At 63.5% G+C, this 13972-nt stretch carries 15 protein-coding genes; 10 read left to right on the top strand and 5 right to left on the bottom strand.

The features are described 5' to 3' along the window. Positions 1-33 precede the first annotated feature (33 nt). Both ET21_RS0111820 and ET21_RS0111815 read left to right on the top strand, forming a co-directional pair. The gene (locus ET21_RS0111820; protein ID WP_030539861.1) at positions 34-1152 is read left to right on the top strand and encodes a Gfo/Idh/MocA family protein; all 1119 of its coding nucleotides are present in this window, start codon (positions 34-36) and stop codon (positions 1150-1152) included. Continuing rightward, complete coding sequence (locus ET21_RS0111815; protein WP_051768148.1) at positions 1149-2051, top strand: hypothetical protein; 903 nt, start codon at positions 1149-1151, stop codon at positions 2049-2051. The genes ET21_RS0111820 and ET21_RS0111815 overlap by 4 nt, the downstream gene beginning before the upstream one ends. Before the next feature lie 45 nt (positions 2052-2096). On the opposite strand, the gene ET21_RS0111810 is transcribed toward ET21_RS0111815, so the two are convergent. Together ET21_RS0111810 and ET21_RS0111805 are read right to left on the bottom strand one after the other, a co-directional pair. Then, positions 2097-2816, bottom strand: a complete 720-nt coding sequence (locus ET21_RS0111810; protein ID WP_021239322.1) for an EthD domain-containing protein — start codon at positions 2814-2816, stop codon at positions 2097-2099. A gap of 27 nt (positions 2817-2843) precedes the next feature. Continuing rightward, on the bottom strand, positions 2844-3605 hold the full coding sequence (locus tag ET21_RS0111805; protein ID WP_030539859.1) for an SDR family NAD(P)-dependent oxidoreductase: 762 nt from the start codon (positions 3603-3605) through the stop codon (positions 2844-2846). A 178-nt stretch (positions 3606-3783) separates the two neighbouring features. Here ET21_RS0111805 and ET21_RS0111800 point away from each other — a divergent pair, with 178 nt between their 5' ends. Further along, a complete protein-coding gene (locus tag ET21_RS0111800) occupies positions 3784-5472 on the top strand; it encodes an FAD-binding protein (protein ID WP_030539858.1) in 1689 nt (562 codons plus the stop codon). A gap of 378 nt (positions 5473-5850) precedes the next feature. Here ET21_RS0111800 and ET21_RS0111795 read toward each other — a convergent pair whose 3' ends face one another. After that, a complete protein-coding gene (locus tag ET21_RS0111795) occupies positions 5851-6654 on the bottom strand; it encodes an SDR family NAD(P)-dependent oxidoreductase (RefSeq protein WP_030539857.1) in 804 nt (267 codons plus the stop codon). 103 nt (positions 6655-6757) lie between these two features. Between ET21_RS0111795 and ET21_RS0111790 the strand changes: the two genes are divergently transcribed. Next, entirely contained in the window at positions 6758-7462 is a 705-nt protein-coding gene (locus ET21_RS0111790) for an aspartate/glutamate racemase family protein (protein ID WP_030539856.1), read from the top strand. Positions 7463-7537: 75 nt separating this feature from the next. Here the strand turns inward: ET21_RS0111790 and ET21_RS0111785 are convergent, their stop codons facing one another. Further along, positions 7538-8713 carry a sulfotransferase gene (locus ET21_RS0111785; RefSeq protein ID WP_030539855.1) on the bottom strand — a complete coding sequence of 392 codons (1176 nt, stop codon included), beginning with the start codon at positions 8711-8713 and terminating at the stop codon, positions 7538-7540. Positions 8714-8994: 281 nt separating this feature from the next. On the opposite strand from ET21_RS0111785, the gene ET21_RS0111780 reads away from it, so the two are divergent. The 6 genes from ET21_RS0111780 to ET21_RS0111755 are packed head-to-tail and all read left to right on the top strand — an operon-like array spanning position 8995 to position 13623. Then, a complete protein-coding gene (locus ET21_RS0111780) occupies positions 8995-9462 on the top strand; it encodes a nuclear transport factor 2 family protein (RefSeq protein ID WP_030539854.1) in 468 nt (155 codons plus the stop codon). Beyond that, entirely contained in the window at positions 9459-9908 is a 450-nt protein-coding gene (locus ET21_RS25845; RefSeq protein WP_030539853.1) for a VOC family protein, read from the top strand. The genes ET21_RS0111780 and ET21_RS25845 overlap by 4 nt, the downstream gene beginning before the upstream one ends. A 35-nt stretch (positions 9909-9943) precedes the next feature. Further along, positions 9944-11203: an MFS transporter gene (locus tag ET21_RS26625; RefSeq protein ID WP_030539852.1), complete on the top strand. Its 1260-nt coding sequence runs from the start codon at positions 9944-9946 to the stop codon at positions 11201-11203. A 19-nt stretch (positions 11204-11222) separates the two neighbouring features. Continuing rightward, positions 11223-12242: an alpha/beta hydrolase fold domain-containing protein gene (locus ET21_RS0111765; protein ID WP_051768147.1), complete on the top strand. Its 1020-nt coding sequence runs from the start codon at positions 11223-11225 to the stop codon at positions 12240-12242. Further along, on the top strand, positions 12239-13021 hold the full coding sequence (locus tag ET21_RS0111760) for an SDR family NAD(P)-dependent oxidoreductase (protein ID WP_030539850.1): 783 nt from the start codon (positions 12239-12241) through the stop codon (positions 13019-13021). The genes ET21_RS0111765 and ET21_RS0111760 overlap by 4 nt, the downstream gene beginning before the upstream one ends. Before the next feature lie 41 nt (positions 13022-13062). After that, positions 13063-13623, top strand: a complete 561-nt coding sequence (locus ET21_RS0111755) for a carboxymuconolactone decarboxylase family protein (RefSeq protein ID WP_021239333.1) — start codon at positions 13063-13065, stop codon at positions 13621-13623. A gap of 11 nt (positions 13624-13634) precedes the next feature. On the opposite strand, the gene ET21_RS0111750 is transcribed toward ET21_RS0111755, so the two are convergent. Further along, positions 13635-13972, bottom strand: a 338-nt coding sequence (locus tag ET21_RS0111750) for an EthD domain-containing protein (protein WP_051768146.1), incomplete at its 5' end; no start/stop codon positions are given.

Genomic DNA, 13972 nt, shown 5'->3' with positions numbered 1-13972 from the left:
TATGGTCTGGGAAACAAGGCTGGAGAGGCAGATATGATCCGCGTGGGGATGGTCGGTGCGAATCCGGACTTTGGCTGGGGATCGGGCGTCCACCGCCGGGTGATCGATCATCTCCCCGGCTTTCGCCTGCATGGCGTGTGCACCACGCGGGAGGAAAGCGCCCGCCGCGCTTCGGAACAGTTTGGCGCGCCGCTCTGGACCATCGATCATGAAGAATTATGCGGACATCAGGACATTGATCTCGTCGCCATCTGTGTGAAGGTGCCGCACCATTATGCCATCGCGCGTGCGGCGCTTTCCGCGGGCAAGCATGTCTATTGCGAATGGCCGCTCGCCCTCACCGTGGATCAGGCGGAGGAGCTGGCGGCGCTGGCCGCCGCGCGCGGGTTGAAGGCAATGATCGGCCTGCACCTGCATGGCTCGCCCGCGTTGCGGCAGGCCGCGCGGCTGATCGCGGACGGCTATGTGGGGCAGCTTTACAGCCTGTCGCTGCATGCGCGCATGTTCGGCCCGGTCATGCGGGCGATGGCGACGCGCGACGGGGGCACGACGCTGCTGTCCATCTATGGCGGCCATCTGCTCGATGCGGTGGATCATTATGGCGGCGGGATCGCGGATGTCGCGATGCGCGGCGCGATCCATCTGCCGCCGGTGGACGAAACCGGCGCGCCGGTCGCCCGCGACGCGTTCGATCATCTGCAATTCCATGGCGCCCTGTCGAACGGGGCGCTGTTCAACCTTGATCTTGCGGGCGTGTCGATGACCGGCATGGGGTGCCTGTGGCGGATCGAGGGGAGCGAGGGCATGCTGACGCTCTCCACCCGCGACCCCGCTGTGCCCGGCATAGAAGCGCTGCTATTGCATGGCGCTAGCAGGGGCGGCCCGCTTGAACCCATCGCCATCGATCCCGCGCTCGACTGCGCCGCTATCCCTCCGGCCCCCGATCGCTATGTCGCCTATCCCGGCTCCTTCGCATCGCGCGAGGCATTGAGTTCAATCGCTAGTTTATACACCGGACTGGGCGAGGCGATCCGCACGGACGGCCCGGTCGCGCCGGATTTTGGCCGTGCCGTGCATATCCAGCGGATGCTCGCCCGCTTCGACGGCGCCACGCCCGCTTCATTCCAACCGGATACCGGAGTTGCAGCATGAAACCACAGCCCGAAAGCCTGGACACCGGCGCGGCGAACGAGGACGTCACCTCAGGCAGCCCCGTCTTCTACCTCAACGGCCGCCGCAAGGTGCGGACGGACAGCAGCGTGCTGGTGAGTTCGTCGCCCTGGCTCAACGATGCGCGGGTGAGGGAATGGGTCTCTACCGAAAGCCTGCGGCGCAACGGCCATGATTATCCGCTGCTCTATGGGCTGCCCACGCTGATGCAGGCGGTGGATGAGGTCAGCGACGTCGATCATATCGAACGCCTTGCGGCGGAAGAACGCCGCCGCAACCCCGCCTTCGACCAGTGGCTCAGCGAAGCCTTCGTATCGACCTATGGCAAGGAGGACCTGCGCGGCTATCCCGCAGGATCTGTGGGACGGCAATTGTTCGAATATATGGACGAGTTCGACCTGTCGCCGGAACTTAACTCCCGGCTGCTGAGCGATCCTGACTGGAAGCCCGCCAACACGTTCGATTATTGGAACCTGCGCATGGGGCAGACCCATGACTGCTACCATATATTGGGCGAGATCGGCTTCGGATCAGTCGCCGAATATTTCATCACCGGCGTCGTGACCGGCAATGCCTTCCGTCATCTGGGCCCCGAACTGGCGGGAGCGCTGATGACGACCAATACGCTCATCATGTTTCCGTGGATGACGCGGACCATGCTTCATTATCCGGGAGCATGGCCTACGCTGTGGCGGAATCTGAGCTATGGATATGAAGTCGGCCAGCAGTCGGACATGCTGTTCGCCGCGAAATTCGAAACCATCCTGCACCTGCAACCGGCGGAGGCGCGCGAAGCGCTGGGTTGGCGCGGCTTCAAGGGGCCGATGGACAGCAAGGAAGCATCGCTGATCTTCGGCGAAGGGCGCGAGATCATTCCCTGACGCGACAGGCGGGCGGGGGTCAGGTCCCCCGCTCGCTGCGGCCCTTCAGGCCTTGTCCAGATGGGCGAAGTCGAACTGGCTGGTCGGAATGATGTCGATCCGCGAGAAGTCGATGAACCCGGCGCAACTGTCGGCCATGTCCTTCGTGTTCTTCGCGAACTTCTCCTCATCCCCCACCGCGTCGAAAAAGGCGGGGGAATCGGTCATCGCCTCCAGTGGGAAGCACTCCTCGACGAAGGCCCCGTAAAGCGGCGCGCCGCTGGTCAGCGGGCGGACGACGATATTCTGGACATATTCGAAGTTGGCCTGGGTATCGATCGCCACGCGCGTGTGATGGCTGTGCCAGTGCGCCACCGCCGCTTCCCGGGTCATGTCGGGGCGGAAGGAAATGAAGCTCGCCTGCGACCAGCCCCAGGTGCGTTCCCCGGCATGGGGCGGATGCTCCTTATTGGGGATGATGGTGGATTCGGCGGTCAGCCATGCTTCGAACCGGCCGCTCACCGCGGCGAGCGCGGCGTCGATCCGTTCCCGGAAGATGGCGTTGGCCGACGGCAGCCAGAATTGCACCACTGCGTCCTGCTGCGGCTGCTGCCATTGCTGGACGAGCGGCGCGGCTGGCTCGACAGTAGCGTCGCGGATGTTAAGGCGGATGCCGCTCGCGCCCGCTGCCTTGAGGGCGTCCGGCAGTTCCGCCAGCAGGTGCGCGCCGAAGTCAGCCCGGCTCTCGCCTTGCGGCGCCCACAGGGCGCAGATCAGCTTTTCCATAAATATTCTCTCCAGCAGATCATCATGTCAGTCAAAATTGGCCTGGCCGCCGTCCAGCGGAATGGTTGCGCCCGTCAGATAGCCGAGGTCCGGCCCGCAAAGCGCGACGATCGCGCGGCCGATATCCTCTTCCAGACGGCCTACCCGCCCCAGCGGAATGGTTCGGAAAAAAGCTTCCGCTTCATCGGGATTATGTTCGATCCACGCCTTTAGCCCCGGCGATTCCGCATGGGGGGCAATGGTGAGGACGCGGATATTGTCGCGGCCCCATTCGGCCGCCGCTCCCCGCGTCAATGCGCGCGTCGCCTGCTTGATCGCGCCATAACAGGCATAGTTGCTCATGTCCCAGCGGATGCCAGCCGACGAGGCGAAGTTGAAGATGGTGCCGCCGCCCCGTTTCGCCATGTACGGATGCACCAGCTTCATCAGGCGGAAGGATGCGAGCGGGCCTGATTCGAAACCGGCGGTAAAGGCTTCGTCGGTGACCTGATCGATCGGCCCCAGGGGCACTTCCTGCGCATTGTTGACCAATATGTCGATGCCGCCAAATTCTGCCACGGCGCTGTCCACCGCCGCGGCAAGATCAGCGGAGGATTTGACATCACATGCGGCAGGAATGGCCCGCACGCCACGGCTGGCGGCAAGCCGTGCGGTCTCCTCCACCTTTTGCAGCGTGCGCCCGGCAAGCAGCAGGTCGACCCCTTCGCTCGCCAGCGCAAGGGCGATTCCCTGCCCGATACCCTGACCCGCGCCAGTGATAAGAGCGGCCTTTCCCCTTAAACCGGGCATATCCTCATTCCTTGAATGTCGTATCTGATAAAACAAATTCCTACGCGTATGTTGACTTTATGGCAAGATAAGGCGACGTCTGCGTGGATTTTGCGGGAGATATCGGGGCTATTCCGGCGTTTGGCCGTGAACCTGCTCCCGTACTATATAAGAGCTTTTCTATGTGCGGGCGGGCAGCATGAGCGATTGGGACAAGGAAGTCGATATCCTGGTGATCGGGTCCGGGGCGGGGGGCCTGATGGCGGCGCTGGTGGGCGCGGACAATCGCGCCGACGTGCTGGTCGTGGAAAAGGCGGACAAGTGGGGCGGCACCTCGGCGACTTCGGGCGGCGGCATCTGGATACCTGGCAGCGATGTCGCCAAGCAGGCGGGTTTCGAGGACAATCTGGACGACGCCTTTACCTATCTGCGCAAATTGTCGGCGGATAATGTGCCGGACGACAATATCCGTGCTTATGTTGACAATGCCGCGCCCATGCTGCGCTGGCTGATGGCGAACACGCCGGTCCAATATATGGCCTTTCCCTATCCCGACTATCATGCGGAAAATCCGGGTGGATCGGCGAAGGGCTTCCGCACCCATCTTCCAGCCCCTCTGGACGGAAAGGCTCTGGGCGCGGACATCCGCACGCTGCGGTTCGCATCGCCTGCCGCCAGCCTGTTCGGCTATCTGAACTGGCATTTCAGCGAAACCTATGAGCTGCTGTACCGGCAAAAGGGCTGGATGAAGAATCTGGTCAGGAACATGGCCAAATACTGGTTGGACCTGCCGTTCCGCCTGACATCGCGCAAGGATCGGCGCCTTACGCTGGGCAACGCCCTGGCTGGCGGTTTGCGGATGGCGCTTAATCGCAAGGGCGTGCCGCTATGGCTGGAAACGCCCCTCAAGGAACTGGTGCGCGAAGGCGATGCAGTAACGGGCGCTGTCGTCGAAAAGGACGGCAAGCCCTACCGCATCCGGGCGCGCAAGGGCATCGTGCTGGCGGCGGGCGGTTTCGACAAGAACCAGGCCATGCGCGCGGACAACGCGCCGCTCTATCCGGCGGCGCGCTATTCGGGCGGCGTGACCAGCAACACCGGCGACAGCATCGTCGCGGGCGAAGCCATCGGCGCTCGCACGATGAACATGCAGTCAGCCTGGGCCGCGCCAGTCTTCTACGTGCCGGGCGAGGATCGCGGACGGCTATGCACCGTCGAACGCGCCTTGCCGGGCTGCATCATGGTGAACCAGAGCGGGGAGCGTTTCCTCAACGAAGCCGCGTCCTATCATGTCGTCGGCCAGCAAATGGCCCGCCGTCAGGCCGAACATGGCGACGCCGATCCGTGCTGGATGATCTTCGACCATGAATACCGGCACAAGTTCCCGATGGGTCCGCTTTATCCGCTGATGCCCACGGCGATGCATGGCAAGGGTGTGCGTTCCATCCTGAAGAAGGGTCGCTCGATCGAGGAACTGGCGGGCAGGATCGGCGTCGATCCGGCGCGGTTGTCGGCGGCGGTCAGCCGGTTCAACGCGGGGGCGGCCAAGGGCGAGGACCCGGAATTCCACCGGGGCGAGGCCGCTTATGACAAGATGTATGGCGACTTCCGCCACCAGCCCAACCCCTGCCTGCGTCCGCTTGACAAAGGCCCCTTCTATGCAATGCCGATCTATCCGGGGGACATCGGCACCAATGGCGGGCTGATGACCAACGCCAGGGGACAGGTGGTGGACGGCGAAGGAAAGGCGATCCCCGGCCTCTATGCGGTTGGCAACAATGCCGCGTCGGCCATGGGGGAAAGCTATCCGGGCGCGGGTGTCACGCTGGGGCCAGCCCTGACCTTCGGCTATGTCGCCGCGCGGCACATGACCGGGGGGAATGCCTGACGAGGGCGGCGCTCTTTCCAGGCGAGGCGTTGGAGTTTGTTCGCGCAGAGACGCAGGGGACGCAGAAAGTTTTGAAGGGGGCTTTTCCGCCTTCTTTGCGCCCCTGCTGAACATCGGCAGACGTCAGCTCACGCTTTACTTCTCTCCGTTGGAAAGACGGTTCTCGTTTAAGTGTCGATCTGTGAAGGTGTCCTGATGAGGTGACGTTCTCCTGCGAAGGCAGGAGCAGAGTTCAGACCTGAAAACCAGGGGCTCACCATTCCCTCGCCCCGTTTGAGTGGCTTCGCAGAACATGATTCAACTTGAGCAGGAAAGTTCCATCTTCTTCTGCATCCTCTGCGCCTCTGCCCGAATTAAATGATCGCTTTCACCTGATCTTCACCCCGGAAACCCGGTGAATGCAGTAATGCCCCCATCCACAACCAGCTCCGTGCCGGTGATGTAGCGCGCTTCGTCGGAGGCAAGGAAAAGGGCGGCGTGGGCGACATCCCAGGCATCACCCATCCGGCCCATCGGCACCTGTGCATTGCGCTTGGCGACCATCCCCTCATAATCGCCCTGATTGTACCGTTCCGCCAGCCGCTGGACGAGCGGCGTCAGCATCAGGCCGGGCACGACGCAGTTCAGCCGCACGCCCTTTTCCGCATAGGAGACCGCCGTGACCTTGGTGAACTGGACCAGCCCGGCCTTTGCCGCCGCATAGCCCACCTGGTCCTTGCCCACCCAGCGCATGCCTGCGATGGACGAAACATTGACGATCGCGCCGCCGCCCTGCCGCACCATCATGGGCAGAATGGCCTTCGAGGTCAGGAAAGCGCTGGTGAGATTGAGGTCAAGCTGCGCCTTCCACACATCCTCATCCATCGTTTCCGGGTTGCCGGGCTCCGACCGGCCGACATTGTTGATGAGGATGTCCACCCGCCCGAAGCGCTGCTCGCAATCGGCCACCATCGCATTCACATCGGCGGCGCTGGTGACGTCGCATGCGGCCACATGGATGCTGTTGCCTTCTCCGGCGATGATGTCCCTGGTGGCTTCCGCCGCGTCCAGGCTCAGATCCACGCCATAGACGGTGGCGCCCTGCCGGGCGAGCAGGGCGGCGATGGCCTTGCCATTGCCCCAGCCGGGCGCGAACGAACCGCAGCCCGTCACGATCGCGATACGTCCGTCCAGTCTCAGCATAGGCCACTCCCGATGTTTTCGCATTTCCGCTTGCTGCGGGCTGATCGCACTGACAATGCGTAAAGACAAGCCGTCACCGGCATCTATGGAAGAAGGGAAATGCATGGCTGACGCACCGCGCATCATGCTCATCAGCGCGCTGGCCCAATCTCCGGGACCCGCCATCGCCGCCATGCAGGACGAATGGCCCGAAGCGCGCGCCTATAATCTGATCGATGATTCCCTGGCCAGCGACTTTGCGGCAATCGGGGAGATCAGCCCGGCCATTTACGACCGTTTCCTGATGCTGGGCCGCTATGCCGCTTCCGCCAGCGATGGGCGGGCGGCTGCAAGCGGCATATTGTTCACCTGTTCCGCCTTCCGCCCGGCGATCGAGCGGGTGAAGGCGGACCTTTCCATCCCTGTCATCACCCCAAATGAGGGCGCGTTCGATGAAGCGCTGGCGCTGTGCCGGGGGAAGGATGACGGCGGCCGCATCGGTCTGCTGCTGACCTTCGAAGGATCGGTTGCGCCGCTGACTGGAGAAATCCGCGCCATGGCTGACGCGATCGGGCAGGCGCATCCCACGATCGTCCCGGCCGTCGCCACGGGAGCGCTGGAAGCGCTGCAAGCGGGCGATGCGGAGCGGCATGATCTGCTGAGCGCGCGCGCGGCCGAAAGCCTGCCGCCGGTCGATGTCGTGGTCATCGGCCAGTTCTCCATGGCGCGCGCGGCCCAACTGGTGAGGGAATGCCGTGGCGAGCCAGTGCTGACCACGCCGCACATGGCCGCGCGGAAGATGCGGCGGCTGGTCGAACGGGCAGGGTAGGGAGCGCCGCCGCGACCCCGGCCTTCGGGCTCCCCCATCCAATATGCGGCCCGAAAATGCGGGAAACCTTCTGACCTAAACGATGTAACGCTGGCGGTAGGCGGCGAATGCCTGCTTGATTTCCTCTTCGTCGAGGCCGAAGCGCTCCAGCGAATAGTCGTGCATCGGCCGCTGCTCGCGCTTGTTGCCTGCGAGGAATTCCGTGAGCGCTGCTTCCAGGCGATCGTCGACCGGGATGCCGATGCGTGACAGGACGCGCTGCGCCTGATTCATCGGGTCCTTGCCCACATCCTTGTAGCTTATATCGATGAAGCGATCCTCGCCGATCCGTTCGCGCGCGGCTTCGAACATGCGCATCCATTCGGCCAGGCGCGGGAACCAGAAGCCGCTGACATCCCTGTCGGAGACGGTCGCGCTCAGCTTGTAGAGCGCGGCCTGCATCGAAATGTAGGATGGTACGGTTTCCACGGGATCGCGATGCGTCATGATCAGCAGGGCGTTGGGAAAGGCCTTCGCCGCGACCTCCACATAGGGAAGGTTGGACGGGCTTTTCAAAATCCACTTCGCTCCCCGCCGTGACGGGTCCTGCCATTGAAGATATTGGAGGATGGTCTTCAAATCCTCATGCCCGAGCGATTGATCATAGCCGTTCAGCCACCGCGCGAAGCTGGGAACGAAGTTCATCCCTTCGATCATGGTGCTGACGAACATCTGGCCCAGCACCAGTATCTCCTCGTCCGGTGCGTCGGGGTCGAGCGGGTGGATGGAGGCGAGTTCGGGCGACAATTGCAGCCAGCCATCGATCATCGCCTGCGCATAGGCGCGCCGCTCGACGGGATTGCCGCGTTCTTCTCCGGGGAAGGGGGCGACATTCTGCGCCTCATACCAGCGAAGGCCGGTCATGCCCGGCGCGCTGGCCAGCAGGCGCTGGAAGATGGTGCTGCCGGTGCGCGGCAGGCCCAGGATGATGCCCGCGACCTCCACCTTCTCATCCAGTATTTCGGGGTGGCGCTTTATGTCCTCGACCATGCGCAAGCGGCTGACCAGCCCCTTGACGACCACCTCCGTCATTGATGCAACCCCTGCGGGCGTCAGGCGGCCTTCCCGGTTGGACGCCTCGATATAGCGGTCCATCGGCTCGATGAACCAGAGGTCGCCGAAATCGGACAGCCCCGCACGCTCACGCGCCTGCTGGAGGAGCTGTTCGCGGTCAAGGAGCGCGCTGTCTGCGATGGGTAGGGAAGAAGGCATTAGGGTCACTCTTGTTGATGATGGGCCGTGAAGGGAACGCAGGCAGGCATGCGGGGGCACAAGCGCCGATGCTCCTTGTAGAATATCATATTTGCATCCTCATCCCGCGGGCTGCCCCGCCGCCTTTTTCACCGCTCCAGAATCTCTCTCCGTCACGCGTTGTCAATCAATACTTGCGTCCGTGCGCTACGCATATCAATAATGACAGAGGGAAAACCAATGCAAAGCGCGGAACGAATCACGCTATTCGTCCATGCGGTCGTAAAGGAGGAGGATTTTCGATGCTGTCCCTTCAGGAAATATCCGATCGCATGGAGATATCGGATCTTCTGTCCCGCTACAGCCATGCCATCGATTTCCAGGACTGGGACGCGCTGGACGAGGTGTTCACGCCCGACGCGATCATCGACTATAGCGAAACCGGCGGTGCAAAGGGCAGCTATGCCGAAATCAAGGCCTGGCTGCCGGGTGCTCTAGGCCGCTTTCCGCGCTACCAGCACATGGTTGCCACCACAAAGCTTGACCTGGACGGCGACACCGCGGGCAGTCGCAGTATCCTGTTCAATCCGATGGTGTATCAGGGGGAAGGCAAGCCCGAACAGGTCTTCTTCATCGGCCTTTGGTATCGCGACCGGCTGGTGCGCACGGACAAGGGCTGGCGCATCGCGGAACGCTATGAGGAAATGGGCTATTCCTACAATACGCCCGACATGCCGCCGGTCGCTTCGCTGGACGGCGCCGCCGCATGATCCGGGCTTTTCCCCATTTCGGCATTCACGTCACCGATCTGGAACGGTCGACCCGCTTCTATGTCGAGGGGTTGGGGTTCGAGGCGCAGGAAGGCGGACGGACGGATGCGCCGGGGCCGCTGCTGGAACTGCCGGGTGCGACGGTTTGCACGCAGTTCGTGCGCCATCCCGAAGGATTGCGCATGGAATTATGGTCCATTGAGGGTGGTGCGGCAGCATCGGCCGATCCCCGCCCCGCCAACCTGCCGGGGCGGCCGCATCTCTGCTTCATAGTCGATGATCTGGACGCGGTTGCCGCCCGCGTCGTGGAATATGGCGGACAGCGGCTGGACCAGAGCCGCTGTGACCTTGGCTATGGCATACTCATGTTCTGCGCCGATCCGGACGGCACGCGGATCGAATTGGTGCAGATGACATCGCAGTGGCAGGGCTACGCGCAGGATTGATGGGCCGTCATCGGCGGCCGGGAAGGATTTGGCAGATGCATGCAGGCCAGCAGGCGAATATGAGCGCGGCGGCGGTAGCCGGACAGGGCCGGGCGCGGTGGATGGTCTTCCGCGCCTTCCTGACCCAGAATGTCGCGGTGGGCTGCGCCTTTGGCGGCTATGGCGTCACCGTCCTGCCGTTGCAGGAGCAGTTCGGCGCGAGCAGGGGCACGGCGACGCTGGGCCTTGCGCTGTGCGTGCTGGTGATGGGGCTGGCTGGCCCTCTGATCGGCACGATGATCGCGCGTATCGGCTTGCGCTGGACGATGATGGCGGGCGCGATCCTGTCCGGGACGGGTTATGCGCTGCTCGCCGCCGCTCCCGGCATGACCGCGGTGCTGCTGCTCTATGCGTTGCCGATCGGCTTCGGCATGGCGATGCTGGGCTCCTTCCCATCGAGCGTGCTGGCGAGCAACTGGTTTCCGCATAATCCCGGACCCGCGCTGGGCGTCACCAACATGCCGCTGTTCGTGGCGATATTGCCGATGGTGGGGCTGGTGCTGATCTCTGACCATGGGCTTCCGGCATTCTACCTCACGCTGGCGGCGATCCATGTGCTGCTGCTGCCCGTCATCCACGGGGTATCGGACGGCCCGGTGTTGCGCGGTGATCCCAAGCCGGACGCGCATGGGCATATCACGCATGAAATTCCATCGGCGCGCGCGGTGCTTGCCCGCCCTGCTTTCTGGGCGATGTGCCTTGGCGCGGGCTATCTCAACGCGGCGGGAATCACCGGCGTGTCGCATCTGGTCGCCTTCGCCATGGAAAGGGGCGTGCCGGGCGGTGCGGCCGCGCTGCTGCTGTCCATCATGGGCGGCGCGTCCATCCTGGGGTCGCTGCTGTCGGGCGTGCTGTGCGGGCGGATCGGCCCGGCGCTGACGCTGACGCTGATCGCGTGCGGCATTTGCGTGAGCTGGGTCATCCTTTTGTCGACGATCGCCTATCCGGCGATGATCCCGGCCGCGTTGCTGGTCGGCATGAGCGGGGCGGCCGTGTTCCCTGCGGTCAACATGCTGTCCAGCCGCCTGTTCGGCCAGCATTCGCTGCCGCGCGTGATCGGGCTGTTCGGCCTTGCCACTCTGCCGCTGACCTTCTGCCTGCCGCCGCTCGCAGGCGTGCTGCACGATGCGGCGGGCGGCTATGGCCCCGTGGTCTGGGTCATCATCGCGGGTTCGGGCGCCGCCGCCTTCCTTTTCCTGATGATGAGGCGTGAGGCGCTTTCCAGCAGCCGCATTGAAAACACGGCGCGGGCCTGAACCGCAAAGGAGAGAATGGATGAGCTATCAGATCGACGAGGACGGGTCCGTTCTGCTGGGGAAGAACCGCGTTCCCGTGCCCGCAACCGTCAGCGTAGAAGCGCGCACGTTCCTCGCCCCCGCTCCCTGGGCGGAGCCGCCGGCCCCCGACGCCGAGCGCCTGCCGATGTGGATGCTGCGTAGCTTTGTCGATGAGCAGATGAAGACGCTGAGCGACGCCGCCTTGCAGCATTATCCGGTGGACGTGGAGGAAATCGAGATTGCCGGGGTACGATGCCATCTGGTGAAGCCTAAGGAGATCCCGCCCGAAAATCAGGGTCTGACCCTGATGAACCTGCATGGCGGCGGTTTCGTGCTGGGGTCGGGATCGCTGATTGAGGCGATTCCCGTCGCCTTCCATGCCAAGGTGCCGGTTGTGGCCGTAGATTACCGGCTCGCGCCCGAACATCCTTATCCGGCCGCTGTCGATGACGCCGCCGCCGTATACCGCACGATGCTGGAATATCACCGGCCGGACCAGATCGGCATCTATGGCGGTTCGGCGGGCGGCTTCATTACCGGACAGACGATCATGCGGCTGGAAAAGGAAGGCATGCCCTTGCCCGCCTGCTGCGGCATCTTCACGGCGGGCGGCGATCTGGGGGATTTGGGCGACACCGCCAGCATTTTCACGTTGATGGGCTTCTGGGGCGATTTGGTGCTGCCGGTGGATCATGAGATAAGCGAAATTCGCGCCTATCTGAACGGCGCCGACCCGCGCGATCCTGGCGTCTCGCCCATATATGGCGACCTTGGCCGCTTTCCTCCGGCCCTGCTGGTCAGCGGCACGCGTGACGCGCTGTTGAGCGCGACTGCCTCCTTCCACCGGGCATTGCGCCGTGCGGGCAGGTCCGCCGACCTCTTCGTCTTCGAAGCCATGCCGCATGCCCATTGGTACACCTTCCACCTGCCCGAAGCGCAGGAGGCGATCACGGTCATGACCGAATTTTTCCTGCGCCATCTGGGCGTGAAGACCATGAAGAAAGAAGGTGAATCGTGAACCGATTGCAGGGCAAGACGGCCATCATTACCGGCGGCGCGCGCGGCATGGGCGAGGCGACGAGCCGCCTGTTCGCAGCCGAGGGGGCAAAGGTCGCGATCGCCGACCTGCTGGATGATCAGGGCGCGCAATTGGCTGCCGAACTGGGCGGCGCGGCGCGCTTCTACCATCATGACGTCACGAGCGAGGCGGACTGGGCCAGCCTGACCGCGGCGGTGGAGGCTGACTTCGGCCCGGCCGACATATTGGTTAACAATGCGGGCATTCTGCTGTTCCGCACTTTGTTTCAGACCTCGCTCGACGATTATCTGAAAGTGCTGAAGGTCAATCTGGCGGGCGCATTTCTGGGGATCAAGGCGGTCGGCCCCGGCATGGCCGCGCGCGGCAAAGGATCGATCGTCAACATCTCCTCGGTCGATGGAATGAAGGGAGCGAACGGCCTTGGCGCTTATGCCTCCAGCAAATGGGGCCTGCGCGGGCTGACCAAGGTCGCGGCGATGGAGCTTGGCCATAAGGGCGTCCGGGTCAATTCGGTCCATCCCGGCGGCGTGGACACGATGATGGGCAATCTGGACAGCCGCAGCCGCGACGAAGTGAACAAGGATTATGGCAATGTGCCGCTGCAACGGATCGGCGGCCCGGAGGAAATCGCCAAGGCCAGCCTGTTCCTGGCGAGCGACGACGCCTCCTACCTGACCGGGGCTGAGATCGTCGTCGACGGCGGCATGATCGTCGGCCATTATTATGAAGGTTTCCCAGGCGCGCCCGGCGTGGATTGACGCGGAGGCGCTGGCATCGCGCAATATCGAAGGAGGGTTCCATGATACGCATCGACATTCCGGCCGACAGCGCCGCTGATCCCTACAGCTACGCTGCGCGCACCCATGGGCGGGAGATCATGGCTGGAGCGGACGCCTTTTCAAAGGCCGTCTATCAGCACAGCATCCTGTCTCTGCGCGAATTTGAAGGTGCTCGCTCGCGGATCGCGCAGATCAATGGCTGCGTGATCTGCCAGCAGTTCCGCGCGGCGAAGGATGCGCCGTCCATGTTCGCTGCGACCGGGGTGCGGCCGGACCATCTGATTTCGGACAATGGCCCCGCGCCTGACGAGGCGTTTTACGACGCGGTGGAGCAATGGCGCACCTCCCCGCTGTTCAGCCCCCGTGAGCGGCTGGCGATCGAATTTGCCGAACGTTTCGCGCAGGAGCCGAAGGTGATCGCCGCCGACGAGGATTTCTGGGCACGCGCGCATGCGCTGTTCTCCGATGCGGAGATTGTCGATCTCGCGCACAGCGTCGCCGCCTGGGTGGGGCTTGGCCGCGTCGCTCATGTGCTGGGCTTCGACAGCGTCTGCCTGCCTTTCCAGCAGGCGGCGGAGTAGGCTGCGGCGGCTCAGGCCGCCGGAGCGCTCGCCCGTTCCTCCACCACGAACATGCGCGTCGCGGCGCGGTCGAGGAAATTCGCTTCATCTTCGGCAATCTGGCGCGCAATGTCCGGCTCGGCGGCCTTTGACAGGAACAGGTCATAGGCCGCCCGGTCAGCGAAACGGATTTCGGTGACGGAATCAAAATCTATCGGCGCTTGCGGTGAGGTGAACGCGCCCTCCCGCTCCACATAGTTGCGCCGGTAATCCAGGATGCCGGGCAGAAGGCGCAGGATCAGCCTGGCATGCTGTGTCTCATAATAGATCCTATGCAGGCCGGATCGGCTATGCCGTTGTTCCGTCAGAC

This window comes from Sphingobium sp. DC-2 (genome assembly GCF_000722555.1).
GTDB lineage: Bacteria > Pseudomonadota > Alphaproteobacteria > Sphingomonadales > Sphingomonadaceae > Sphingobium > Sphingobium quisquiliarum.
The sequence above is the reverse complement of the archived record's forward strand: the minus strand, read 5'-3'. Positions and strand labels throughout refer to the sequence as shown.